Here is a 24,770-nt window from a genome sequence, read left to right as displayed (position 1 = left end):
CGCATGGGAGTTTCGCCCTGCCTGCACACCGCTCAGCCCCCGCCATGCGCTTCACCCTGATCGCCGGTCCCTGCGTGATCGAGAGCCCTGAGCTGGTGTTCGAGGTGGCGGAGACTGTCAAAGCCATCACCGAGCGCCTCGGGATCACCTACGTGTTCAAGGCCAGTTTCGACAAGGCAAACCGCAGCTCCGGCGGCTCCTTCCGCGGCCCCGGGATGGCGGAGGGCCTGGAGGTGCTGGCGGAGGTGAAGCGTCGATTCGACCTGCCGGTGCTCACCGACATCCATGAAAGTCAGCAGGCGGAGCCGGTGGCGGCCGTGGCGGATGTGCTGCAGATCCCTGCCTTCCTCTGTCGGCAGACCGATCTGCTGCTCGCTGCCGTCGAGGCCGTGCGGGGCACCGACAAGACGATCAACATCAAGAAAGGCCAGTTCCTGGCGCCCTGGGACATGGCCGCGGTGGTGAACAAGATGCGGGACGCTGGGGCTGACAACCTCTGGTTGACGGAACGGGGCTCCAGCTTCGGCTACAACACCCTCGTGGTGGATTACCGCAGCCTCCCCCAGTTGCGCGCCCTGGGATGTCCCGTGATCTTCGACGCCACCCACTCGGTCCAGCAGCCCGGCGGGCGTGGCAGCAGCAGCGGCGGCCAGCGGGAATTCGTGGCGCCCCTGGCCAGGGCGGCTGTGGCGGTCGGCGTGGACGGCCTGTTCATGGAAGTGCATCCCGATCCCGAGAAGGCCCTCAGTGATGGCCCGAACATGGTGCCGTTGTCGCGCCTCGAGGCACTCCTGGAGCAACTGATGGCCATCCGGGAGCCATTGCTGGCCCAGGAGGAGGCCCCCAGCACGCTGTGACCGGCCGGCAGCAGGGCATCGGGCGGTGGATCGGCCTCCTGATCGGCTCTTGGTGGTGCCGCTCCAGGTTCACCGATCTTGAATTGCTGGTGCTCGATGTCGATGGGGTCCTCACCGATGGGGGGCTCTGGACCAACGAGAGCGGCGAGGTGGTCAAGCGCTTCGATGTGCGTGACGGCCTCGGGATCCGTCTGCTCCAGCAGGCTGGCGTGGAGGTCGCCCTGCTCAGTGGTGGCAAGGGCGGCGCCACCGAACAGCGGGCTCGTTCCCTGCAGATCCGCCACTGCCTCACCGCGGTGAAAGACAAGCCAGCGGCGCTGGTTGAGCTGCAACGGTCTCTCCGGGTCACCCCGGCCCACACGGCTTATGTCGGTGACGATCTCAACGACCTGGCCGTCCGGCCCGTGGTGGGGTTGCTGCTTTGCCCTGCCGATGCGGTCGCGCCCCTGAAGCGCCAGGCCGACTGGGTGCTGCCCCGGGCAGGCGGCGATGGGGCCGTGCGTCTGCTGGCGGAAGTGATTCTTCGTGCCCGCGGCCTGTGGCAGCCACTGGCGCAGCGGGGATGGCGCGATGGCAATGGCTGACAGGGGAGATCGGGCCGGATCGGCGCCGGTCGCTTCACCAGCGTTGCTGGTCCAGCCGCTCGGCCCGCAGCTGCCGGAGGCGCACGCCGAGTTCGGGACCGGGCCGTTCCCCTGCGGCGATCAGATCGTCGGCGCTCAGTTCGGCACGGAGCGTCCGCCAGCGCAGCAGCCAGCGCAGCAGTCCGCGCCTCAGGCGCGGTGGGAACTCCGACCCCGAGTAGGCCGCCAGCAGGAGAGTGACCGCCTCCGGGCTGGACCGCTTGTGCTCCAGGGACTGGCTCAGGCTTGCGGGGCTCCACTCCAGCTCGGTTGAGGCCTGGTTCACCCAGGCACGCAACTGCAGCAGGTCCGCGAGCAGGCGTTGACAGCGTCCAGCCAGCTGCAACCTCCTGGCGAGCGACAGGGGGTCGTCGAGGCGGGCCAGCAGGGCGAGCAGCAGCCACTCGTCCTGGGGCCAAGGCGGACGTTCGAGCCGGGCGGCCAGGCACCGGGCCCGGTGCAGCCGGCGCCGCCAGTGCCGGTCGTGCTGCAGCCCCGGATCGAGAAGCCCCAGGGCGTTCCATTGCTGCAGGAGCATCAGCGCCCTCTCCCACGACTCGCGGCCCAGCAGGAGCTCCAGTTCACTGCGCAGCCGCGTTCCGAGCCCTGGCAGGGACCCACTTCGCCAGGGCCACTCCGCCAGGGCGGTGTGCACCTGGTTCAGGCTGTCTTCGCCCAGATCCAGGCCCAGCCTGGCGCCGTAGCGGGCGGCCCGCAGGATCCTGGTGGGATCGTCCCGCAGGCTGCCGGAATGGAGGAAGCGCAGCTGCCGCCGGGCAAGGTCGCCGCGGCCATCAAAGGGATCGAGAAGGCGGGCTGAGGAGGTGTCCTCGGGATCCAGCACCATGGCCATGGCATTGACCGAGAGATCTCTTCGGGACAGATCGGCCTCAAGCGATCCGAAGTGCACCTCCGGATGGCTGCCCGGCTCCGGGTAATGCTCCCGGCGGGCGGTGGCGAGATCCAGCAGGATCCCATTGACTTCGAGCTCGGCGGTGCCGAAGGCGTCGTGCAGATGAAACAGGCTCACCGCCTCCCCCAGCTGCCGCTTCAGCGCAATGGCGATGCGGTGGGCCGCCGGTGGTCGCTCTCCCGGGACGCTCTCCTCAACGACCAGATCCAGATCGGGCAGACCGAGCCGGGGATCGCTGTGGGGACGGTGCAGGAGCAGATCCCGCACCGCCCCCCCCACCAGGGCCACCCTCAGGGGGGCCGCCAGGACCACCACCTGGCGGAGCAGGTGCTGGATCGGTTCGTCGTAGGCGATCGTGCGGCCCTTGAGGGTCAGGAAGTCAGCGGTGGCATCGTCCAACGCAGAGTCGCCCATGCACAAACCTGCTACCCAGTATCGGCCTGGGTGGCCTGGGCCCAGCTGGCCGTTGTGCCCGGGGTGAAAGACACAGCCCACACCGACACGATCGATCTCTGTGGCGACGGTGGCCGCTTCAGCGCTACAGCGGCTCGATCGGGGCCAGGCGCGGATCAAGGATCTTCGGGCCCATCCCCTCGAACTTCACCGCGATCGAGATCTTCTCGCCGCTGCCGAAGAGATGGGTGATCGTCCCGTCGCCGAAGTTGGCGTGACGCAGCTGGTCGCCCACCGCCCAGGGCCTGGCGGGAGCCCGGCGCCGCACCGCATTGGCCGGGGCCGCGGCGCTGCCTCCGGCGGCCACCCGCTGGCTCTCCTCACGATCGACGCGGGTGAGGCGATCCAGCCGCTGCTCGCGGCGCAGGGCCGCGCCGCCACTGCGGGGAATGTCGCCCTGCACCAGCTCCGGCGGCAGCTCCGAGAGGAACACCGACGGCACCGCCGGCTCGCGCATGCCGCCCCAAAGCCGCCGCTCACTGGCGTGGGAGAGGAACAACCGCTCCTTGGCCCGGGTGATGCCCACATAGCAGAGGCGCCGCTCCTCCTCCAGGGCGGCGGGATCCTCCAGGGAGCGATAGCTGGGGAACAGGCCCTGCTCCAGCCCCACCAGGCACACCACTGGAAATTCCAGGCCCTTGCTGGCATGCAGGGTCATCAGCGTCACCCGGTCGGCTTCGGTGTCCTTGCTGTCGGCGTCGCTGGCCAGGGCGGCGGAGGCCAGGAAGCCCTCCAGCGACCCCTCCTCGTTCTCCTCCTGATACTGCAGGGCGGCGTTCACCAGTTCCTGCAGGTTGCGACGACGCTCTTCGGCCTCATCGGTGCCCTCGGCGATCAGTTCGGCCACATAACCGCTCTGCTCCATCACCCGCTGCACCAACTCCGAGGGGGGGGAATCCTGGAGGCGACGGTTCAGATCCGTGATCAGTTCACTGAACTGCAGCAGCCCCCTGGCCGAGCGCCCCGCCAGGGAGCGCACCGCCTCCGGATCGCTCACCACTTCCCAGAGGGGAAGCCCCAGCTGGGCTGCGGCGTCGGTGAGGCGCTGCACGGTGGTCTTGCCGATGCCGCGCCTGGGCACATTCAGCACCCGCAGCAGGCTGACGCTGTCGGCGGGATTCACCAGCAGGCGCAGGTAGGCGAGCATGTCCTTGATCTCGCGCCGGTCGTAGAAGCGCAGGCCACCCACCACGATGTAGGGAATCCCCCAGCGCACCAGGGATTCCTCCATCGCCCGGCTCTGGGCATTGGTGCGATACAGGATTGCCATCTCGCCCCAGCGCAGCTCGGGGTGGGCGGCCTCGAGCATCCGCAGCCGGTGCACCACCGCTTCGGCTTCGGCGATCTCGTCGTCGCAGCGGGTGAGGGTGATCGGCTCGCCTTCGCCTCGGGTGGGGCGCAGCACCTTGTCGATGCGTTCGCTGTTGTGGGCGATCAGGGCGTTGGCCGCCTCGAGGATCGTGGCGGTGGAGCGGTAGTTCTCCTCCAGCTTCACCATCGTGCGGGTGGCCTCGTCGCTTGCCCGGTCGCCGAAGTCGTCCTGGAAGCCCATCAGGATGGTGAAGTCGGCCGCCCGGAAGCTGTAGATGCTCTGGTCCGCGTCGCCGACCACGAACACCGAGCGCCCCTGCCAGTCGTCGTAGGTGGCGGGGTCCCGGCCATTGGTCACCAGCAGCTTGATCAGGTCGTACTGGGTGCGGTTGGTGTCCTGGTACTCATCCACCAGGACGTGGCGGAAGCGTCCGTGCCAGTAGTGGCGCACCTGCTCGTTGGCCTGCAGCAGCTGCACCGGCAGCAGCAGCAGGTCGTCGAAGTCGAGGGCGTTGTTGGCGGCCAGGGCGCGGCGGTAGCGGCGGTAGACGTCGGCCACCATCCGGCCCCGCTGGCCCTGCTGGTCAGCCTCCAGCTGATCCGGCAGCCAGCCCTGGTTCTTGGCGTTGCTGATGGCCCAGCGCACCTTCTTGGGCTCGAAGCGTTTGGGATCCAGGCCCAGCTCCTGGGTGACGATCTCCTTGACCAGGGTCTGGGCGTCCGATTCGTCGTAGATCGAGAACTGACGCGTCCAGGTGTGCCCTTCGGGGTCCTTGTACTTGTCGATGTCGAAGCGCAGCAGCCGCGCGAACAGGGCGTGGAAGGTGCCGATCCAGAGCTCCTTGGTGACCTCCCGGTAGATGCGGTTGCGCAGCTGGCGCTGCTGCTGGGGCGGCAGGGTGCTGAAGGGCTGTCCGAACTGGCTGCCAGCCAGCCGCTGGGCCAGCAGCAGCTCCAGCCGCTCCTTCATCTCCCGGGCCGCCTTGTTGGTGAAGGTGACGGCCAGAAGCTGGTGGGGGTCGACGCCGTGGTGGCCGATCAGGTGGGCGATGCGGTGGGTGAGGGCCCGGGTCTTGCCGCTGCCGGCCCCGGCCACCACCAGCAGGGGACCGGCGTGGTGATCCACCGCCCGGCGCTGGGCATCGTTGAGACCGGCCAGGAAGCCGCCTGATCCGGCAGGGGTAGGGGAAGATCCGACCATGGTTGGAGCCTAGGGACCGTCCTCCCTCGCGCCGCTACATTCTCCAGAAACAAGGGTGTCCATGACCCACGCTGGTGTGCCGATCCCCGTCTTCATCGGCTACGACGCGCGTGAGCGTGCCGCTACCAATGTGCTGATCGACAGCCTCTACCAACACAGCTCCATCCCGCTCGCGATCACCCCGATCGTTACATCCCAACTGAGCGGAGTGTTCCGCCGTGAACGCCATCCCAAACAGAGCACCGATTTTTCGTTCACCCGTTTTCTGGTGCCCTGGCTGATGGGCTTTCAGGGCTGGGCGATCTTCATGGACTGCGACATGCTCTGCTACGACGACATCGCGAAACTCTGGGCTCTTCGAGATGACCACTACGCTGTGATGTGCGTCAAGCACGATCATGTCCCTCACGAAACGGTCAAGTTCCTTGGGGAGGTGCAGAGCGCCTATCCCATGAAGAACTGGAGCTCGATGATGCTGCTCAACACAAACCGCTGCTCTTCTCTGACTCCCGACTACGTCAATACCGCCACGGGCCTTGATCTCCACCGCTTCCACTGGCTCGAGGGCGACCATGAAATCGGCGCTCTGCCGGATCGCTGGAACCATCTGGTCGATGTCCAGCCCCCACCGCAGGCACCCTTCGGCCACGGCGGCCCTGCCCTGCTCCACTGGACCCTGGGAGGGCCTTGGTTCAGGGAACATCGCCGCATGGGCGGGCCGCTGGCGGCTGAGTGGTTCGGGGCGCGGGATGAGGCCATGCAGCTCTGGGGATGAAGGTTCTGATCCTTCTTGATCCCGAGGCAGTCCGTTGGTGGAGTCAGGAGGATCGGCCTGTCAGCCACAATTGCTGTGTGTACTGCGGCTCCCTGAAGGCCTGGGCCGAGCTCGAGCGTCGCCAGCTCGATGCGGGTGTGCGTTGGCTCGGGCCTAGCGGTGCGGGTCCGTGGGGGGAGCTTCAGGAACGTCTCCAGGCCTGGAACCTGGCCCTGGCCAAGGTCGGCTCGCCAGGGCCAGGGTCGCCGGCTGGATCAACGATCGAGGAACTCCTGTGTGGAGACCTGGCTGCTCCTGCCCTGCTCACCCTGGCCTTGCTGCCGTCCTGGATTGAGCAACTGGCCCCTGCCGAAACCGTTTCCATACCCGTCGGCAGGACGTTCCGTCCCCCTCGATTCGGCCAGCTCGGAGATCTTCCCCTGCTGGCCTTGGCCGCGGGCCTGGAGGGACGCTGTTCGCGCCTCGAGTGTCTACCGGTTCTCGATCCGATCGGATCGGGCGGTGCAGACCACAAGCCGCCAGGATCTTCCAGCTGGACTGGCCACCTGAACTCCCCGAGGGCCTGGCTGGCGATCGGCAAACTGCGCCATCCTGAACTCACACTGCTGGCCCTGGAGGCCGCCGGATTGTCGGTCCGGTTGTTCGAGTCGGAGCGGGCTGCACCCTTGCCCGCTCTCTTTGCGGGCACACCCGCCTACCGATGGAACGATGACCTGGATGGTCCCTCCGATCACCAGGCGTCGCCGCAGTCCCTTCGCCTTCCAACCTCCGGAGCGGAGGCTGGCCCTGAGGCCTGGTTGGCGGCCCTGGCCGCCTGGCAGCCGCTGGTTCAGGAGGCTCGGCACCTGGCTGAACGACGTCTTCGGCTGGATCGATCCCTGGCCGAGCACTGGTCTCAGGAGCCTCCCCAGCTGATCCTGGTGCCCGAGGAAAACAGTCGGGCGGTGGAGCGACTTGTCGCCCTGGCGCGCCAGAAAGCCGTGCCCCATGCCGTCCTGCATCACACCGCCGAGGTGTTGCCCCTTCACTCACCCGGGAGATTTCAACGCCATCTCAGGCCGGGCGATACCCGTTTGGTGCCGCTCAGGGGCCAAAGGCTCTCCAGCCGCGACCGTTCCCACAGCCCGGCCGCCTCGGTCGTGATGCTTGATCCGGTTCGCGCCCATCTGCTCGATGCCGTTGAGTTGGAGGGATCGATCCCGATGGAGAAGGATGGTGCGGTGGGCTGGCTCCATTACCCCCTGCACCAGCAGTCGCTGGTGCCATTCGCTGATCCAGGCGCCTACTGGAACGCCTTCGATCTGCTGAGGTCGGCGTTGGCTGCCCACGGGATTCCGCTTCAGCTGGCCCGCAAGCCGCCCCTGGAGCCTGGCGGCTCTGGGGATGCGCTAGCCCAGGGATTGCAGAGCCGCCCGGAGATCCGATCGCTGCCTGCCCTGCTGGCGAACTGCCGACTGGTGATCGCCCCCGGCCATTTCGGCACGGGCCATCTCGAGGCGATGGCCCGTGGCCGTCCGGTGGTGCTGGTCACCCCGGAGCGCATGAGCCGCCCCTCGCTGCTGCTGGAGGACGAAAGCCTCCCCATCCCCCGATTGACCGTCACCGATTTCACAAGCTGGGTGATGCAACAGGGACCAGACGCCCTGGTTCAGCTCGCATCTGAACAAGCCGAATGGCTGCGCCAGCAGCTGGTCAGTACCCAGTCGCTGCATGGTTGGCTGGCCACAACCGGGGTGGAGATCGATACCCGCCCTCAGTCCTTCCTCGGCAGCGGCCTGATGGCCCACCGGCCTTTACTGGATCGGGTCGAAGCCATGGACCGGCTGAGTGGGCGCCTCCAGGCTCTGCGCCGCAGCCTGCCCGGCAGGCTTCTGGGTCGGCTGAAGCGAGGTTGGAGCCGATGAGACCCAAGCCCAGCAAGGGCTGGCGCAAGCTGGGTCGGAAGGGGACCAAAGCAATGGCGCTTCTGGCGGAGCTGTTGCACGGAGATCCCGATGGCCTCTTGAGGGTGTTGGCTGAGCGGCTTGTCCCCCGCCTTGAGCGCCATCGCAATACCGCCTGGGCCGATCGCCTCAGGATCGTTTTGCTTGCCTGCCAACCCGGTTGCCGGGCTTCTCAGCAGGAGGTGAACGCTGCTCTGGCCTCCTCGAGCTTGCTGGTCCCACCCCGATGGCGGCTGTCGCCAGCCCAGCAGGGGCGCCTGCTACGCAGGATGGCCGCTCGTATGGTTCGCACCGGCGCGGCGGCCGTCACCTGTGATGACTGGATCAGGACGGCCGGATCCTGGTGCTGGCGCCAGAAGCCTCTCTGGGATCCCCTCTTTGATTCCGAAACGGGCATGGGCGAAGGGCCGGTGTTGGTGCATGCCCGGCTTCAGGCGCACCTGGGCAGCCTTCCGCAGCCACAGCACAGTCCTGCCTGGAGGGAAGCTCTCCGGCACCTGGCCCTTGTCCATGGCGGTCAGGCCCATGTCCCCCTGCCTTTGCTGAGGGCGCCGTCGGCTGGCCTGCCCGAGGCTCTACCTTCCCAGGAGCTTGATTTACCGTCATCTCGAGGTTGGCAGCCGCTGGTCAGTGTGCTGATTCCAACGGCAGGCTTCAGCAAGGTGATCGGCCCGGGGGGGGCTGAGATTCTTGTGCGGCATTGCCTGCAGAAGCTGCTGGAGCGGAGCCGTTATCGCAGGCTTGAAATCGTGGTCATTGATGGGGGCGAATTGACGGACCCCTTGCTTGAGGACCTCAGGCTTCTTGTGGAGAGCCAACTGGGTGCGAAGAGCTGGCAGCATCTACGCGATGACAGCCCCTACGACTACACGACACGCATCAACAAGGCCGCCGCGGCCGCCCATGGCGAACTCTTGCTCCAGTTGAATGACGATACCGAATTACTCGCAGTCGAAGGAATTGAGCTGTTGATTCAGGCCCTGGCAAGGCCCGACACCGGCATTGCCGGAGCCTTGCTTCTTTATCCTGATGGGAGCGTGCAGCATGCTGGAACTGCGATCGACAATCTTGCTCCCCGCCACGCCTGGGCTGGATCACGCCCCGAGGCGCTCCCCTGGGGGACCTTGCGGGGGCAACGCACTTTCCATGCCGTCACCGCCGCCGTCAGCCTTTGCCGCCGTTCCCTGTGGGAACGGCTGGATGGGTTTGCTGAGCGCTTTCCGATCAACTATGGCGATGTCGATTTCTGCCTGAGGGCTGCTGGCCTGGGCCAGCGCACCGTTCTTGTGCCGGGAAGTCAATGGCTGCATTTTGAGTCAGCCAGCCGCAAGCTGGAGGAGATACCCCCCGAGCTCAGCGTCTTTGAGCAGATCTGGGGGGGGCGGATGGGCGGCCCCTATGGCGTTGATCATTATTGTTCAGCCTGGAGAATGCTGTTGCGCAAGCAATCAGTCGATCTGGGATGAGTGAGGCAGATTCGCTTGCGGTGGTAAATTGAAGGCATCCTGCAAAGGTCAATTGCCGAATCCATCACTTCGTTTTCTTTCCACCGAAGGCGTTGGGTTGATGCTGATTGTATTCGCAGGAATGGCTACAGCACTTGACTCTTTTGCGACCAACCAGCTGGAGATGCTGCCTCTGGTGTTGGGGCTGATCCTGCTGCTGATCAAACGCAGCAGGAAGGACCCGCTGAGCATTGGATTCCTTTTCTTGCTGTTCATGAGTCTTAGAATTTATCTTCATACAGATGCACGCTATTTCCCCTGGGAAATTACGCTTAATGATTATATTCTTGTTCTGATTGCATTCGTGGCAGCATTCCGGGTCAAGGCTTCGGAATGGAAGTTGTTTTTCACTTTGTTTTCGATTTTTGTTCCGCTTGCAAGTGTTGTGTCTCTTCAGATCCATGGTATGGAAAATCCTGAAGAGACCTTCACTGTTGGCGCTCTTTCGATTCAGCAGACGTCTTTCCTGATCGGCACCTGTTTTACGATCAGCATGAGCTTTCTTTGGAATGGGATAAGTCAGAAGCGAGTGGTAAAACAAAAATTTCTGATTATTGCCGCTTGGCTATTGGTCAGTCTTCTGAATGGCTTTCTGGTGGTTCAGACCAAGTCGCGGGCTGGTCTTGGCCTTCCGCTGATCTCAGTGGGTGCCGTGGTGCTTGCTGTTTCACTCCCCAGGCTCAACAGGTCTGTTGATGCGCTGATTCTACGCTTTTCTTCTGTCCGTCAGGTTGCACGCATCAAGATTGGATTTGCCCTGGCCGTGCTGAGTGCTTTGGGAGTGGCCGTGTGGGCTTTTCTGGCACAGACCTATGCAAGCCCGGAAAATCTCAGCAATGACCTACATAGACTGTACTTGCTGAGGTGTTACCTCGGCGCAGTATTTACAAGCACTTATCGATTTATCTATGGGCTGGGATTCACCAATACCAGCACCTGGTTGTGCGATGAAGGCCTTCATCATGGCTTGACCCATGCCCACAATGTTTTCGCTCAGGTCGCTGCCGATAATGGTTTCTTTGCCATGATTGGTTTGATTCTGATTGCTGTACTGCTGGCGCGTTTTGCCTGGAATCTTGTTGCCAGACTCCCCAGTCCAACTGTTTTGGCCTCTCTGGCAACCGCGCTGTACTACTTCCTGTTTTTACAGGTGGAGGGGGGATGGGGGAAGATCACCTTCCTTCAGGCTCTGATCGGTTTGGTGACGGCTTCCCTGACGATGACGTTTGATCCATCTAAGTCTGGAGCCACAGCGACGACTCAAAGAGTTCCATCTCTTTTGGAAGGTGAGCCTTCCGTTGCCTCTTCCCCTCCACAGTGAAAATCACTCTCCCTCAGAACAGCTTGTCTCCCGTCAGGAGATGCAGTAAGGCTTCCATGACTGACTTGACATCATGACCTCTCAATTCGATTTTTTGAAAATACCCAGGCGGCTCTCCGCCGTCGATGCCTTAGGCATCGCAATGATTATTTTATCTGGAACTGTTATCTTATTTCCCTCTTTTCTAGAGTTTCATCATGAGCTGATTCCCCTTGTTCTCGGGATCTCCTTCCTGCTCGTCGGGCACAGCCGAGAGGAGCCCATCCGAATCGCATATCTCTGGCTCTTCTTGTTAACAATGAGGATCTACCTCCACAGTGATGAACGATACTTGAGTTGGGAGATAGTGCTTTCAGACTATATTATGATTGTGGTTTCCTTTGCGGCCTCCTATCGAATGGCCATTCGCTTTTGGAACTGGTTTTTTACTCTCTATGCTTTCGCAATGCCTTGTGCTGGAATAATCTCTCTTCTTTACTTTCTACTCAGTCAGCCCGATGGACCCTTTGACGCCGGAGATCTTTCCATTAATCAAACTGCTTTTCTCTTTGGCAGTTGTCTCACCATTGCAAGCTGTTTTCTTTGGCGTCAAGTATTTCCTTCCAGCCCACAAGAAAGAAAAGCTTCGATCATCATTCCTTGGGCTTTCGCTGCTTTCATCAGTGCTTTTCTCGTTCTCGCTACCCAATCGAGGGCTGCCTTCGGATTGCCATGGATAGCAATTCTCGTGATACTGGTGACGTGTGAACGCATTCGCCTTTTGACTTGGATTAGTCAAGTGAACAGCTCTCTGTTTAAGAGTAGAAGTGCCTACACGAAAACTGCAATGTACATCGCTGCTTTTACGGGGATGGCTCTCTCGTTGGTTGCTGTGATTCTGCTGGTCTATTCGAACATGGATAACATGGTCAGCGATGTGCATCGCCTGCATCTGCTGAGGTGTTATTTTGGAGGAATGTTTGCCGGCAATAATAGCTTTTTGTACGGGCTTGGCTTCACTCGGGCCAGTCAGGGTATTTGTATGGATGTAGGCATCATAAAAGGTACAACGCATGCTCATAACCTGTTTGCCCAGGTTGCTGCTGACAATGGATTTCCTGCATTGCTCTTCCTTTGTATCCTTGTTTTTCTCTTCTTCCGAGTGGCAGGCAAGCGTATTCCATTCAGTGAGAATCCAGTGATCTTTGCGTCATTGGCATTGTCTCTGTATTGTTTCTTGTTTTTACTTGTCGAGGGTGGCTGGGGCAAAGTTCCTTTCATTCAAGCCTTACTTGGCTTGACTCTCGCCTCACTGACCATGAGGACACAATCCCACCAAGAACCAAAAGTCATTTATTCTGAGAGATGCGAATTGGATTATCCAACTTCAAGAGCAGACAAATCTCGAAATGAATCAGAGTGATCTCTCAGTTCATCAAAAGTTCCCGATGCCTTAATCGTACCGTTATCAAACTCGTAAATTCTGTCACAGCGTACAATGGTACTCAATCGATGGGCGATGACCACTGTGGTACAGCGCCTGCCAATCATTTCAAAGGCGTCAATCACGTCAGATTCAGTTCGGTTGTCCAGGGAGCTGGTGGCCTCATCAAGAAGAAGAAACTTAGAGTCACGATAAAATGAACGCGCCAATGCCAGCCTTTGGCGCTGGCCACCTGAAAGTTTCATTCCATTCTCGCCGATAGGCGTCAACAGACCATAGGGAAGATCTGCAACAACATCAGCCAACTGAGCTGCTTGCAAGGCTTCCCATAGACGTGAAAAGTCTATTTTCTCAGCTTCGATTCCAAAAGCCACATTCGATTGAATACTGGCATCCAAAAGCTGAATATGTTGTGGAACTTGAGCGCAGCTTGCTTGCCAGGCAGGCTTTGTTGTTTCATCCATCTTGGCACCATCGAGCTCAAAAGAGCCCTTGTCGGGATCCAGCAAGCCAAGCAACAGGTGAGCTACGGTGGACTTTCCGCTTCCGGTGGCACCGACAAGAGCCACTCTGGATCCAACAGGAATGGAAAGATTGATTCCACGAATCACCCAGTTTTCGGTTCTTGGATAGCGGTACCAGGCATTCTTAAGTCTGATCGAGTGCCTGGGGAATACGGATGCGGGAGATGGCACACTCATGTCTGCCATTGTCAATCTGGGTTCGGATAGTTCAAGCAATTCGACTGTTTTAGCAATCTTAGGGAGGCTGCCTCTCAACAAGGTGATTGAAGAAAATAAATCTTGCAGTGGAGGTGTGAGTTTCTGTGCCGCGATTGCCAAGCCTGCCAGAAGTGGAATTATCTTGCGGATATCTTCGATATTTCCATTGAGAAGATATGGAACAGCTCCAAAAAGAAATATCATCGTGATTCCCAGGGGCTCAATCAGCTGTCTGGGAATAATGGGGATTAATGATGAGATCCAAGCATAGCGCTGGGCTCTCTCTCCAGAGTTCACAAAGTAGGTCTGGAAGAATGGCTCAGCATTTGAAAGTTGAATATCGCGAATCGAAGCCAGCGACTCCATCAAGGCATGGGTTGATCGCTCATCTTCCCGAACCATTTGTTTGGAGGCGTGGCGAAGATAGGGTGTCAGAAAAAGGGAAAGGCCAAGGTAGGCAATCACAAGCAGTGTGATCAACACCACCGACAGCCAGCGACCCACAAAGACAATTCCGAGCGATAGCAAGATAACGGAAACAGAACTGCTGGCGATTCGTAAAATTGGATTGATGACACCATTGGAGACAGCCTTGACATTCCCGATGATCAAGGACGTCAATCCAGAGGTGCTTCGTAAAAGGTGATAGGAATAGGGCTGATAGAGAATATTGTGATGGATCTGATCAGAAAAGTCTCGCCAGATCAGGGCAGTCAAGCGTTGTTGTGTGTATTGAAGGATGAGCCGTAGCGCCGAGGCCGCCCATGCCAGCGCAATGAAGATGCTGATCAGCCAGAGGCTCTGCTCTGCCATGCCGCCGCCAAAGACCTTGACACCGGGTAAGAAATCCAATAATTGCACCCCGATCAAAGCACCAGCAAGCCGGGAAACCACCGCGATGGTGAGAAGATCGAAAATTCCTGGCAGGATGGACAATGGGGCAAGGATCAGCAAAGCCCTGTAGCGCCTTTTGGGCAAAAAACGAAGCAGCCTGCCCAGATATTCGATGGTCTGGCTTCTTGGTTTCTGGTTCGTTGGCATCAAAGGGTCCTTTTTCTGTTCCGGATGATGGTTCTTACCTTGACTGGAGGCTATGGATCATGCCAATTTATTGGGTCATCCGCCACTGTGTGGCCCGGCTTAGTCCAGACCGCTGATCGCCACCCAGTACCAACCAGGGCAGACGATTGGTGCGATCACACGCGACTCAGTAATCGCTTGATCCCCAGAGCCACCCTGATTCCGATCAGAAGAGTTGAGATTCGTAACCCTGCCAATGCCTTGAGCAGGGGCGCCCAACTTCTGATTTCTTCTAATGATGTGGCTGGAACCATCATGTCTAGCAATCGTTCGTGCACACCAGCAAGAATTGACAAATAAATGCGGTTGCCCAGAACTCTGGTTTCATGTTGTATGCCTGAGCTGGGGGCCGGAATTGACTCTTTCTTCGCAATCCACCTATTGACGCTCAATCGTTGATAGGTTGTTGACGGTGAGTCAGCCGACCATGGTAATCGACTGGCAAGGTCTCGATTGATTGCCTTGGTCTCCTCCATTCGTGCAATTGCTTCGAGCCGCACCCCAACACCAGCGTGAAGTTTGGGGTAACGTTGCCCGGCAACTTCGATCGTATTTGCTGCAACTCGCTCAAGATCACCATGATCAAGGGTAGAGAAGATAGCCTGTGGAAAGCCTGTGCCGACCATCCTCTGATCCAGTCGTAAAAATAAGTCTTTATCGTCATAGCCATAGCCTTTGAGGTATTCGTTGAATCCTCCTACGGCAAGAAAGTCAGATCTGTTGATCATGAAGACTCCATTGAGCCCGCCGCCACCTGTCGTGCGGATATATCGTCCATGTTGCAGTTGAGTAGGCCGGTAGGTCAGGTCGTTAATCCAGCAATCGGCATCGAGTTTTAGAATCGTTTCGAAGTCACATTGACCAGCTGCAAAGTTGTAGGCTCTTGTCAGTTGCCATTCTGATTCCCCTTCGACGCGCAACAATCGGATCCTTGTATCGGCGGGGAGACTGTTGTGATCGATGGGATTCTGGCTTCCCCAGTCCACAATCAGGTGCTCCCGATGCCCATGCCAGCGGCTGATGCGAGCGGCGGTGGCAAGGAGATGGCTCGTCCTGTTCATCGCTACAGTGACGATGCTGATTCCAGTTAACCGAGCAGGCTCTGTAGACATTCAGGCGCGACCACGCAGTGCGTTGGCTAGATCCTCTGCATCCTTCTTCTGATCAAAGCCAAAGTATGGATTCAGGCAGTCCATCGCCCTTGTTCTATCAAGAGAGTGGAGTTGATGAGTGTGCGCACTTACGCCTAGCTCGGTCATGAGTTGTTCTCGTCTCTTCCATTCATGGGAATAACGATGCTGCCAGATCGTGCTGGCGGCGCTGAGGTCCTGCTCAACCTCCACCCTGGCCATCAAGACGTTCTTGCCAAGGGCCAAGGCGTAGCCCAAATGGCTGCCGAGGGTGAAGGTCAGCATCGAATCAGAGAGCTCCAGCAGTGTTTTCTGGCAATCCAGAAACCATGGATTGGACACGTGACCGTTGCATGCAAGGATCCACTCTCTGGGAAGACCTTGCGGCGGTGGATCCTTCCAATAGCTTTGCCAGATCACAGTGTCAATGTTGGCAGAACGACAGTGATCAATGATGAGCCTGATCATTTCAGAGGCTGACCAGTTTCGCTTCACATGGGCAACGGTATGAACAGGAATCACCAGCAGCACCTTGCCAAGCCTTCTTTTCAGCGCAGCGAGCTGACTGGACTCAATCACCGGTTTCGCATAATTAATGTAAGGTCCCACAGCAATTCCATTGGCACCGTACCGGTCGCGAAGCCTCTCGGCGCGGTTTGGCCCCATGCACAGGTACGACTTGACCCAGGGTTGGGGATCCTCGAAGCACGACTCTTCGCTGTAGTTGACTCCATGCTCCAGCATGAAAGGGAGAGGCTTTCCAACCAGCGGCAGATTGGCGGCCCGTTTCAGGAGGATGTCGTGGCCGTAATGATGAACGGCGTTGTCATATTCGCGTCGCGAGGGAGATTCGGTGGGCCGGAGAACTGAGGCCTCTTCCCATTTTGACTCGACCATGACGGCCGGATAGACCGATGGCCTGAACGGCACCGCATGGAAGGCTTGATGGACCAAGCCTGAATAGGCGGCAAGGGCATTGAGTTCCCGACGCTCCTCCCTTGACAGCCAGCGTCCTACGGGGGTGAGAGCCCGGCGGATCCGGTTGCCGGATCCTGCTTTCAAGGAATGAAGGAGGCGCCTCGGCGATTGCTCAGAACCCACGATCACCTCGTTTTGAGCCAGCATTCAACCCAGCGGACTGTATCTCTCTGTTCGCTGGAGAAGCAAACACGCCACGACCTGGTCCCGTGCCTCTCCTTGAGATTCCTGTCTTCACAGCACCGAATGCAGCACCGCCTCGACCTGGGTTGCAGCTTCCTGCCAGCTGAAACGTTGTGCTCTCGCCGGTCCCCGCTCAGACAGGTCCTTCCCGAGCCAGGGGGAGTGAACCAGCTCGTCCATGGCCGAGCGGATCGCAGTGACGGAGCGTGGATCCACCTGCAGGGCGGCGTCACCCACCACCTCCGGCAGAGCGCCGGCCGTGGAGGTGATCACAGGGGCACCGCAGGCCATTCCCTCCAGGGCCGGCAGGCCGAAACCCTCCCAGAGGCTGGCCATCACCAGTCCTCGGCAGCGGTTGAGCAGCTCCAGCCGTTCCTGGTCGCTCACCCAGGCGGTCCAGTCACACCTCTCGGCGATTCCCAACTCCACCGCCAGTCGTCGCAGGCGTGGGGTGTAACGGTCGTCCTGGGGGCCCACCATGGCCAGGCGATGGTCGCTCTGCCGCAGGCCGGCGAAGGCGCGCAGCACCCGCTCCAGATTCTTGTGGGGATCGTGCCGACCAAGCACCAAAAAGAAAGGCCGGCGCTCCAGGCCCAGGGGCCGCAACTTGCCCGGATTAAACCCCAGCCGGATCGGCACCAGCCGCCGTGCTGGCACCCCCAGGCGTTGGTGCACCTCCCGGGCCGTGGCCTCGGAGTTGCAAAGAACCCGTACGGCCCGGTGCAGCACCAGGGGAACGTAGGCCAGGTGATAGGCCAGCAGGGGAGAGAGTTGCGGGTAGCGCAGGGGCAGAAGGTCGTGGGCCAGTACAACCGAACGCAGCCCCCGCCCCAAGGGCGCTTCGGGCAGGGGCGAGAGCAGCAGGGGCGCACCGCTGCGGCGCAACAGCCTGGGAAGCTGCTGCTGGGTCCAGAGCAGGCGTCGCAGGTGGCCGGCGCGGCCGTGTTCTGGGGAGAGATCGGCTGGGATCGCCACGCTGCCGGGGCGTTCACCGCCGGTGGGATCCAGCAGGGGCACAAGCGCTGGATCCAGAGCCGTCACCAGTTCCCGGGCCACCACGCCGATCCCGGTGGGCCGCTGGCCCAGGTAACTGCCGTTGAAGAGGGCCAGGGGCATGGGACTTGTCATCGCCTCGCAGCCGTGGCCCCTGGGGTCGGGGGCACGGGGGCCAGGGCTTGCGCCAGGGCCACCAGCGTTGCCCAGCTGCGCCTTGGGCGCGCCGGCAGCCGCAGCAGGGTGGTGAGCAGCAAACGAAGGGTTCTCAACGCCAGCACCCAGGGGGGCCTGTGCCTCTGGATGAAGCGTAAGTAACTGACCGTGGCCAGCCGCTGGCGCCGCGCGCTGGAGGTGTGGCTGCCCTCGCCCCGCTGGTGGCTCACGGCCACGGCCGGTAACCACAGCACCGGTGCCCCTGCAGCGGCCAGCCGCAGGCAGAGGTCCATGTCTTCGTAGTAGAGGGGAAAGGCCGGATCGAAGCGGGCCATCGGGTCATGCGCACTGCTCTGGAGAACCAGGCTGCAGCCGCTCAACCAATCCACCGCCAGGGGGTTGGCATCCGTGATCAGGTTGGCGGCGCCCAGGCGCCTGCGACGGAAATCCAGACCCGGATCGATCCAGCCACCGCTGGGCTCGAGGCCTCCCGTGGGATCGCGCACCGCGGTGCCCACCAGCGCCTGAGGGGGCAAGTCCGTCAGGGCCTGGCTGAGCTGGTGCAGTTCGTCGCCCCGGGGCAGGGCGGTGTCGGGATTGAGCAGCCAGATCCAGCCCCTCCAGCCGGCTTTCAAGAGGTGCTCGAAGCCTCTGTTGCAGCCGGCACCGAAGCCATCGCCCTCCACCCCAGGCACCAGCTCAAGGAGCAGGCCTGGGTGGTCTTCCAGGTCCGACGCCTGCAGCGGTGCCGACTGGGGGCTGTTGTCGATCACCAGCCAACGCACCGTCGACAGCCGTTGCCGCGCCAGATCGTGGGCCAGTCGTTGCAGAGCACCCAGGCTGTGGTAGGCCACGCTGAGCACCACAGGCACAGAATCGGGAGGAACGGCGGTGATGAGCGACCGGAGGCTCAGCGAAGCTTCGCAGGTCGGCCCCGGGCATCCCGACCTGGAGGGCCCCTGTGGCATCTGCGATCTGCATGGGGATGCGCAGGCCATGGCACGCAGTGAGATCCACCGCCAGGGCGACTGGGTGCTGCGCCATCACCCCCACCCCGCTCCCATGCTCGGTTGGCTGCTGCTGGACACCCGCCGCCATCTCGGTGGCCCGATCGACTTCAACCCCGTCGAGGCGGCGACGTTCGGTCCGATGCTGAAGCGCTGCAGTGCCCTGGTGCAGATTCTGACGGGTTGCCAGCGGGTCTATGTGATCGCGTTCGGGGAGGGGGCCCGTCATCTCCATGCCCATCTCATCCCCCGCCACGGTGCCGATCCTTCCTCGGAGGCCTGGAGGGTGGCGGACCTCTACCGCCAGGTGGCGGCCCAGGGGCGGTCGGCCGCGAGCCCAGCCGAGGTGGCCCAGCTGGTGGCACGGGCCCGGGAGTGCACGGCCAGCTGGCGATAAGCTCCCGCCCGAACGGCGCAGAGGTTTTGATGGCCACGGGTCAGGCTGGGCGTCCCTGGCGTTGCCTGGTGGCGGTGCCCGCCCGACTGGAGTCCTCCCGGCTGCCCAACAAGGTGATGGCCGACATCGGCGGTCAGCCGATGCTGCGGCGGGTGCTGGAGTGCTGCCGGCGCTCCAGGCGGGCCGCAGCGGTGGTGCTCTGCACCGACAGCGACCTGCTGCGCCGGGAAGCAGGCGCCTGGGGCTTCCCCGTGCTGATGACCGCGGCCTCCTGCAGCTCCGGCAGCGACAGGCTGGCCTCGGTGGTGGGAGCTCTCACGACCCTGGCGGCCGCAGGCGAGGAGGATGCCGTACCGGATCCCGCCCGCACGGTAATCATCAATGTTCAGGGGGATCAGCCCTTCATCGATCCTGCGGTGATCGATGCGATGGCTGAGGCCTTCGCCCGCACCACTCCCGCTCCTGCCGTGCTCACACCGGTGTATCGGATGGCCGCGGAGAAGGTGCACAACCCAAACGTGATTAAGACGCTGCTGGCGGCTGACGGTCGTGCAATCTACTTTTCTCGCTCGGCTCTGCCCCATGTCCGCGGCGTTGAGCCTGATGACTGGCACCAGCACGCGCCCTTCTGGGGGCATGTGGGGATCTACGGCTACCGGGCCGATGTGCTGGCCCGTTGGAGCAGCCTGCCCGCCTCGCCCCTGGAGCAGACCGAGAAGCTCGAGCAGCTGCGCCTGATCGAGGCCGGCATCCCGGTGGGCACCTTTCCCGTGGAGGGTGATTTTCTCTCCGTGGACACCGCTGAGCAGCTGGAGCAGGCCCGCACCATCGCAGCGGCCGCTGCCGGCTGAGCGCTCAGCCCCCGGAAGGGGTGAGGCCTGCCTGAACCAGATCGTGCAGACGCAGCAACCCCAGCATCGGTCCTCCGTCGCCCAGCACCGGCAGCACACCGATCGGCTTGCGCCGGTTGCGCTCCATCCGCTCGAGCGCCTCCACCGCCAGCAGGTCTGCCCCCACCGTGATCGGGTCCACGGTCATCAGATCCGTGGCCTGAAGCTCACCCCAGCGGGCGGGTGCATGCTGCTCGAGGGCACGGCGCAGGTCGCCGTCGGTGATCAACCCGGCCAGCAGGGATTCGTTCTCGGCCTGGCGCACCCAGCAGGCCCCCACGCCATCGCGTGTGAGCAGGGTGATCACTTCGCTCAGGCTGGCGAACTCCTCGAGAGCATGGAGCCGGGAGGTGGGCACCATCAGATCCCCCACCGTGAGGGTGAGCTGCTTGCCCAGGGCCCCGGCGGGGTGATTCAGGGCGAAATCGGCGGGTGAAATGCCGCGCCGCTCCATCCACACCGCCGCCAGGGCATCGCCGATCGCCATCGCCACAGCCGTGCTGGCGGTGGGTGCCAGGTTGAGCGGGCACACTTCCCGGTCGACGGAGCCATCGAGCACCACCTCGCAGCCCCGCGCCAGGCTGGAGGCCAACCGGCCCACCAGGGCGATGCGGCCGGTGCCGCGCCGTCGCAGGTGGGGGAGGATCTCGAGCAATTCCTGGGTTTCGCCGCTGTTGGAGAGCAGCAGCACCACGTCCTGGGGAGCCACCACCCCCAGGTCCCCGTGCAGCGCGTCGAGGGGGTTGAGGTAGAGGGCCATCAGCCCGATCGAGGAGAAGGTGGCGGCGATCTTGCGCGCCACGATGCCGCTCTTGCCCACGCCGGTGATCACCAGCTTGGCGCGCTGGTCTGCGCAGCGGTCGAGCAGGGCCAGGGCGGAATCCACCTGCTCGGTATCGAGGCGCCCGGAGGCCGCGGCGATGGCGGCCGCCTCTTCCTGAAGACAGCGCGTCAGTGCCGACATCCCGGGGCCCCGCAACTGCTGGGGACTGTATGGCTAGAGCCTGGCCAGGGCTGAGCGCACCTCCCGGTCGGCATCCTTGCGGCGCTCCTCCTGGCGCTTGTCGTGCAGCTTGCGGCCCTTGGCCAGTCCGAGGGTGAGCTTGATCCAGGACCCCTTGAGGTGCAGGTTCAGGGGCACCAGGGTGAGGCCTTTCTGGTCGAGAGCCACCCGTAGCTTGTCGATCTCACGCCGGTGGGCCAGCAGCTTGCGGGTGCGCAGGGGCTCGTGGTTGAAATAGGCGCCCGCATGGCTGTGGGGCGAGATGTGCACGTTGTGAAGCTGCAGTTCGCCGTTGCGGATCAGGCCGAAGCCGTCACGCAGGTTGGCCTTGCCCGCCCGGATCGACTTCACTTCGGTGCCCACCAGCTCGATGCCCGTTTCCAGGGTTTCGAGGATCTCGTATTGATGCCGTGCGAAACGGTTGTCGGCCAGCAGCCGGTTGGCTGCATCCCGTGCGGCCCTGGCCGCTTTCTTGCCTGCGCCCTTGGCCATCGACCTCCCCCTCAGCTGAGTTGACCCTATCCACGGCCTGGCCTGCCTACTCTCTGGCCCATGGCGATCGTCTCCTCCGCAGCCGGATCAGGGGCTCAGCCGCCGCCGAGGCTGCTGGATCCCCGCCAGCAAACCGCCGGCCGCAGCCGGGATGTGCTCGAGGCCGAGGAGGAAGCGCCTCTCCCCAACCGGGAAGACGGCCTGAGGCCCAGGCGGTTGAGCGATTACATCGGTCAGAGCGAGCTCAAGCAGGTGCTTGGCATCGCTGTGGAGGCCACCCGTCAGCGGGCCGAGGCCCTGGACCATGTGCTGCTCTACGGGCCCCCGGGGCTGGGCAAGACCACCATGGCCCTGGTGCTGGCGGAGGAACTGGGGGTGCGCTGCCGCATCACCAGTGCCCCCGCCCTGGAGCGCCCGCGCGACATCGTCGGTCTGCTGGTGAACCTGCGCCCCAACGAGCTGCTGTTCATCGATGAGATCCACCGGCTCAACCGCGTGGCGGAGGAGCTTCTCTATCCAGCGATGGAAGACTTCCGGCTCGACCTCACCGTGGGCAAGGGCACCACGGCCCGCACCCGGGCGGTGCCGCTGGCTCCCTTCACCCTTGTGGGGGCCACCACAAGGGCCGGAGCCCTCAGTTCACCCCTTCGCGACCGCTTCGGGTTGATCCAGCGGCTGGAGTTCTACACCGTTGATGACCTGCAGGCGATCGTCGAACGCGCCGCCGGGCTGATCGGTCTGGTGCTGGAGGCGGAGGCGGCCGAGGAGGTGGCCCGCCGTTGTCGCGGCACCCCCCGCATCGCCAACCGGCTGTTGCGTCGGGTGCGCGATGTGGCCAGCGTCCGGGGTCAAGCGCGCATCAGTCCTGCCCTGGTGGCCGAGGCCCTCAGCCTGCATCGGGTGGATGGCCGCGGTCTCGACGCCAGCGATCGTCGCCTGCTCGAGCTGTTGCTCGGCGGCTACGGCGGTGGCCCCGTGGGCCTCGACACCCTGGCCGCCGGCCTCGGTGAAGACCCGATCACCCTGGAAACAGTGGTGGAGCCATTTCTGCTGCAGCTTGGATTTCTGCAACGCACCCCCCGGGGCCGGGTGGCCACGGACGCGGCACGGCGCCATCTGGACTGGCCGGAGGCCGCCTGATGCTCCGTTGGCTTCAGCGGTTTCAGGCTTGGTGTCCGACGGGCTTCGTGGCCTTGGGAGCGCTTCTGCCGGCCCTCACCATCGCGCTGACCCTGACGGTGCTGCCGGCTCCAGGGCCGCTCTGGGCAAGAACCGCCGCTGCGGCTCCGCTGTCAACACGCCAGCCATCCCAACCGTTGCCGCAGTTGTTCGAGCAGGCTCTCGCGGCCAGTCGCGAGGGCCGCTTCGGTGATGCCCTGCCCCTCTGGGATCAGGTGCTGGAGCAGGCTCCCAACGATGCCGCCGCCTGGAGCAACCACGGCAACGTGCAGCTGGCCCTGGGTCGGACAGCGGCCGCGATCGCTGATCAGGAGAGGGCGATGGCGCTTGACCCGCTCAACCCTGATCCCCACCTCAACCGCGGCACCGCCGAAGAAGCCCTGGGACAGTGGGACCGGGCCGCCGCCGATTACCACTGGATTCTGGAGCGCGACCCTCTGGAAGCCTCCGCCCTCTACAACCTGGGCAATGTCCAGGGGTCACTCGGCCATTGGGATCAGGCCAGGCACTCCTTCGAGGCGGCCGCGGCGGCACGTCCGGGCTTTGCCATGGCCCGCTCCAGTGCGGCCCTGGCCGCCTTTCAGCTGGGGGAGCCGGTCGAGGCCGAGCGGGAACTGCGCAAACTGGTGCGGCGCTATCCCCTCTTCGCTGATGCCCGCGCGGCCCTGACGGCCCTGCTCTGGCAACGGGGTGCCGCGGGGGAAGCGGAAAGCAACTGGGCGGCGGCCTCGGGCCTTGATCCCCGCTACCGCCAGCCAGAATGGTTGCTGGAGATCCGACGCTGGCCACCGGGGCCGGTCCAGGCTCTCGATGATTTTCTTCAGTTGGTCCAGCGATGAGTTCTGCCGCCCCACCCCGTTCCAGCGGCACCGCCGCGGACATCTGGCGGCGGCTGGATCTGGCCCGGGCTCTGGAGCAGGCCACCCCCGAGCTGATCGGGCTGCGCCGCCATGTCCACGCCCACCCCGAGCTGAGCGGGGCTGAGCACCAGACGGCGGCCCTGGTGGCGGGTGAACTGCGCCTGCTTGGCTGGCAGGTGCGCGAAGGGGTCGGCCGCACCGGCGTGGTGGGGGAGCTGGGGCCTGAGGGGGCGCCCCTGGTGGCCGTGCGAGTCGACATGGACGCCCTGCCCGTGGAGGAACGCACCGGCCTGGCCTTCGCCTCCAGCCAGCAGGGTTTGATGCATGCCTGCGGCCACGACCTGCACACTGCTGTGGGGCTTGGTGTGGCCCGGTTGCTCGGTCCCCTGGCCGAGCACCTGAGCGCACGGGTGAGGCTGCTGTTCCAGCCGGCTGAGGAAACGGCCCAGGGGGCGGCGTGGATGGTTGCTGATGGTGCGATGGAGGGCGTGCAGGCCCTGTTCGGCTTGCATGTGTTTCCAAGCCTTGAGGTGGGCACGATCGGGGTGCGCAGCGGCAGCCTCACCGCCGCCGCTGGAGAGCTGGAGGTGGAGGTACTGGGAGAAGGAGGGCACGGGGCCCGGCCCCACCAGTCCACGGATGCGATCTGGATTGCGGCCCGGGTCGTGAGCGGGCTGCAGGAGGCGATCAGCCGCCGTCTCGATGCCCTTCATCCGGTGGTGGTGAGCTTCGGGAAGATCGAGGGAGGCAAGGCGTTCAACGTGATCGCCGACCACGTGCGTCTGCTGGGCACCGTGCGCTGCCTGGACACCACAGTGCATGCTGAGCTGCCCCGCTGGATCGAGGACACCGTCCACGCCATCTGCCAGGGGTATGGCGGTGAGGCCCGGGTGCGCTATCGCTGCATTTCACCGCCTGTACACAACGATCCCGGCCTCACCGACATCGTGGAGGAAGCCGGCCAGGCTCTGCTTGGACGCCAGCAGGTCCTGCGGTTGGACCAGCCGTCGCTGGGAGCCGAGGATTTCGCCCAGTTGCTCAGCAGCGCCCCGGGCTCGATGTTCCGGCTGGGGGTGGCGGGCCCCCAGGGTTGCGCCGCTTTGCACAACGGCGCCTTCAACCCCGATGAGGGTGCCCTAGCCGTGGGCGTGCAGGTGCTCACCCTCAGCCTGCTGCTCTGGATGGAGCGCCAGGGTTGAGCCCGACCCGTTCCTTTCTGAGGATCATGCTGGCCCTCTCGGCCCCGCTGCTGATCCTGCTGGCGCTGCTGAGCATGGCCTCCCGCCGCGGCAACCAGCGGCTCGAGGCGGTACCGGCCCTGCTGATCGGCAGTGGTCTGCTGGTGAGCAGTGGCATGCGTCGTGCCCAGCGGCGG

At 63.0% G+C, this 24,770-nt stretch carries 22 protein-coding genes; 13 read left to right on the top strand and 9 right to left on the bottom strand.

All coding sequences use genetic code 11. The annotated features are described in order from the left end of the window. Positions 1 to 44: 44 nt before the first annotated feature. Together kdsA and KQ297_RS03700 are read left to right on the top strand one after the other, a co-directional pair. Positions 45 to 857, top strand: a complete 813-nt coding sequence (kdsA, locus tag KQ297_RS03705) for a 3-deoxy-8-phosphooctulonate synthase (protein WP_259738230.1) — start codon at positions 45 to 47, stop codon at positions 855 to 857. Between the two features lie 29 nt (positions 858 to 886). Continuing rightward, positions 887 to 1,441 (top strand): KdsC family phosphatase, encoded by a 555-nt coding sequence (locus KQ297_RS03700; RefSeq protein ID WP_399251133.1) that lies wholly within the window; start codon positions 887 to 889, stop codon positions 1,439 to 1,441. A gap of 34 nt (positions 1,442 to 1,475) precedes the next feature. On the opposite strand, the gene KQ297_RS03695 is transcribed toward KQ297_RS03700, so the two are convergent. Beyond that, positions 1,476 to 2,807, bottom strand: a complete 1,332-nt coding sequence (locus KQ297_RS03695; protein ID WP_259738229.1) for a CCA tRNA nucleotidyltransferase — start codon at positions 2,805 to 2,807, stop codon at positions 1,476 to 1,478. A gap of 124 nt (positions 2,808 to 2,931) precedes the next feature. After that, positions 2,932 to 5,358 carry a UvrD-helicase domain-containing protein gene (locus KQ297_RS03690; RefSeq protein ID WP_259738228.1) on the bottom strand — a complete coding sequence of 809 codons (2,427 nt, stop codon included), beginning with the start codon at positions 5,356 to 5,358 and terminating at the stop codon, positions 2,932 to 2,934. A 61-nt stretch (positions 5,359 to 5,419) separates the two neighbouring features. On the opposite strand from KQ297_RS03690, the gene KQ297_RS03685 reads away from it, so the two are divergent. The 5 genes from KQ297_RS03685 to KQ297_RS03665 all read left to right on the top strand — a co-directional run bounded on the left by KQ297_RS03685 (position 5,420) and on the right by KQ297_RS03665 (position 12,304). Then, on the top strand, positions 5,420 to 6,133 hold the full coding sequence (locus tag KQ297_RS03685; RefSeq protein ID WP_259738227.1) for a glycosyltransferase: 714 nt from the start codon (positions 5,420 to 5,422) through the stop codon (positions 6,131 to 6,133). After that, complete coding sequence (locus KQ297_RS03680) at positions 6,130 to 8,037, top strand: glycosyltransferase family 4 protein (protein WP_259738226.1); 1,908 nt, start codon at positions 6,130 to 6,132, stop codon at positions 8,035 to 8,037. Before KQ297_RS03685 ends, KQ297_RS03680 begins: the two co-directional genes overlap by 4 nt. Before the next feature lie 671 nt (positions 8,038 to 8,708). Then, on the top strand, positions 8,709 to 9,542 hold the full coding sequence (locus KQ297_RS03675) for a glycosyltransferase family 2 protein (RefSeq protein WP_259738225.1): 834 nt from the start codon (positions 8,709 to 8,711) through the stop codon (positions 9,540 to 9,542). Positions 9,543 to 9,570: 28 nt separating this feature from the next. Then, positions 9,571 to 10,902 (top strand): hypothetical protein, encoded by a 1,332-nt coding sequence (locus KQ297_RS03670; RefSeq protein ID WP_259738224.1) that lies wholly within the window; start codon positions 9,571 to 9,573, stop codon positions 10,900 to 10,902. A gap of 73 nt (positions 10,903 to 10,975) precedes the next feature. Then, a complete protein-coding gene (locus KQ297_RS03665; protein ID WP_259738223.1) occupies positions 10,976 to 12,304 on the top strand; it encodes an O-antigen ligase in 1,329 nt (442 codons plus the stop codon). Here the strand turns inward: KQ297_RS03665 and KQ297_RS03660 are convergent. The 5 genes from KQ297_RS03660 to KQ297_RS03640 all read right to left on the bottom strand — a co-directional run bounded on the left by KQ297_RS03660 (position 12,259) and on the right by KQ297_RS03640 (position 18,421). Continuing rightward, entirely contained in the window at positions 12,259 to 14,088 is a 1,830-nt protein-coding gene (locus KQ297_RS03660) for an ABC transporter ATP-binding protein (RefSeq protein WP_259738222.1), read from the bottom strand. The genes KQ297_RS03665 and KQ297_RS03660 overlap by 46 nt on opposite strands. A 155-nt stretch (positions 14,089 to 14,243) precedes the next feature. After that, on the bottom strand, positions 14,244 to 15,239 hold the full coding sequence (locus KQ297_RS03655) for a glycosyltransferase family 2 protein (RefSeq protein ID WP_259738221.1): 996 nt from the start codon (positions 15,237 to 15,239) through the stop codon (positions 14,244 to 14,246). Then, positions 15,240 to 16,382 carry a hypothetical protein gene (locus KQ297_RS03650; RefSeq protein WP_259738220.1) on the bottom strand — a complete coding sequence of 381 codons (1,143 nt, stop codon included), beginning with the start codon at positions 16,380 to 16,382 and terminating at the stop codon, positions 15,240 to 15,242. 87 nt (positions 16,383 to 16,469) lie between these two features. Then, positions 16,470 to 17,534 carry a glycosyltransferase family 1 protein gene (locus KQ297_RS03645; protein WP_259738219.1) on the bottom strand — a complete coding sequence of 355 codons (1,065 nt, stop codon included), beginning with the start codon at positions 17,532 to 17,534 and terminating at the stop codon, positions 16,470 to 16,472. Between the two features lie 8 nt (positions 17,535 to 17,542). Continuing rightward, on the bottom strand, positions 17,543 to 18,421 hold the full coding sequence (locus tag KQ297_RS03640) for a glycosyltransferase family 2 protein (protein WP_259738218.1): 879 nt from the start codon (positions 18,419 to 18,421) through the stop codon (positions 17,543 to 17,545). A gap of 40 nt (positions 18,422 to 18,461) precedes the next feature. Between KQ297_RS03640 and KQ297_RS03635 the strand changes: the two genes are divergently transcribed. Together KQ297_RS03635 and kdsB are read left to right on the top strand one after the other, a co-directional pair. Next, positions 18,462 to 18,971 (top strand): diadenosine tetraphosphate hydrolase, encoded by a 510-nt coding sequence (locus KQ297_RS03635; protein ID WP_259738217.1) that lies wholly within the window; start codon positions 18,462 to 18,464, stop codon positions 18,969 to 18,971. 29 nt (positions 18,972 to 19,000) lie between these two features. Continuing rightward, a complete protein-coding gene (kdsB, locus tag KQ297_RS03630) occupies positions 19,001 to 19,822 on the top strand; it encodes a 3-deoxy-manno-octulosonate cytidylyltransferase (protein ID WP_259738216.1) in 822 nt (273 codons plus the stop codon). A gap of 4 nt (positions 19,823 to 19,826) precedes the next feature. Here the strand turns inward: kdsB and KQ297_RS03625 are convergent, their stop codons facing one another. Continuing rightward, positions 19,827 to 20,825, bottom strand: a complete 999-nt coding sequence (locus KQ297_RS03625; protein ID WP_259738215.1) for an SIS domain-containing protein — start codon at positions 20,823 to 20,825, stop codon at positions 19,827 to 19,829. 33 nt (positions 20,826 to 20,858) lie between these two features. Beyond that, positions 20,859 to 21,356, bottom strand: coding sequence for an SsrA-binding protein SmpB (gene smpB, locus KQ297_RS03620; protein ID WP_185466854.1), 498 nt, complete (start codon positions 21,354 to 21,356; stop codon positions 20,859 to 20,861). A 60-nt stretch (positions 21,357 to 21,416) separates the two neighbouring features. Between smpB and ruvB the strand changes: the two genes are divergently transcribed. The 4 genes from ruvB to KQ297_RS03600 form a co-directional block, all read left to right on the top strand. Next, positions 21,417 to 22,496: a Holliday junction branch migration DNA helicase RuvB gene (gene ruvB, locus KQ297_RS03615; RefSeq protein ID WP_259738214.1), complete on the top strand. Its 1,080-nt coding sequence runs from the start codon at positions 21,417 to 21,419 to the stop codon at positions 22,494 to 22,496. A gap of 53 nt (positions 22,497 to 22,549) precedes the next feature. Continuing rightward, on the top strand, positions 22,550 to 23,374 hold the full coding sequence (locus tag KQ297_RS03610) for a tetratricopeptide repeat protein (RefSeq protein WP_259738213.1): 825 nt from the start codon (positions 22,550 to 22,552) through the stop codon (positions 23,372 to 23,374). Continuing rightward, on the top strand, positions 23,371 to 24,594 hold the full coding sequence (locus tag KQ297_RS03605; RefSeq protein ID WP_259738212.1) for an amidohydrolase: 1,224 nt from the start codon (positions 23,371 to 23,373) through the stop codon (positions 24,592 to 24,594). The genes KQ297_RS03610 and KQ297_RS03605 overlap by 4 nt, the downstream gene beginning before the upstream one ends. Then, positions 24,591 to 24,770: DUF3188 domain-containing protein (locus KQ297_RS03600; RefSeq protein ID WP_311133978.1), on the top strand; the 180-nt coding region annotated here is incomplete at its 3' end. The genes KQ297_RS03605 and KQ297_RS03600, both read left to right, overlap by 4 nt.

The organism is Synechococcus sp. CS-205 (assembly GCF_025128255.1).
In the GTDB taxonomy this organism is placed as follows: Bacteria; Cyanobacteriota; Cyanobacteriia; order PCC-6307; family Cyanobiaceae; genus Regnicoccus_A.
The sequence above is the reverse complement of the archived record's forward strand: the minus strand, read 5'-3'. Positions and strand labels throughout refer to the sequence as shown.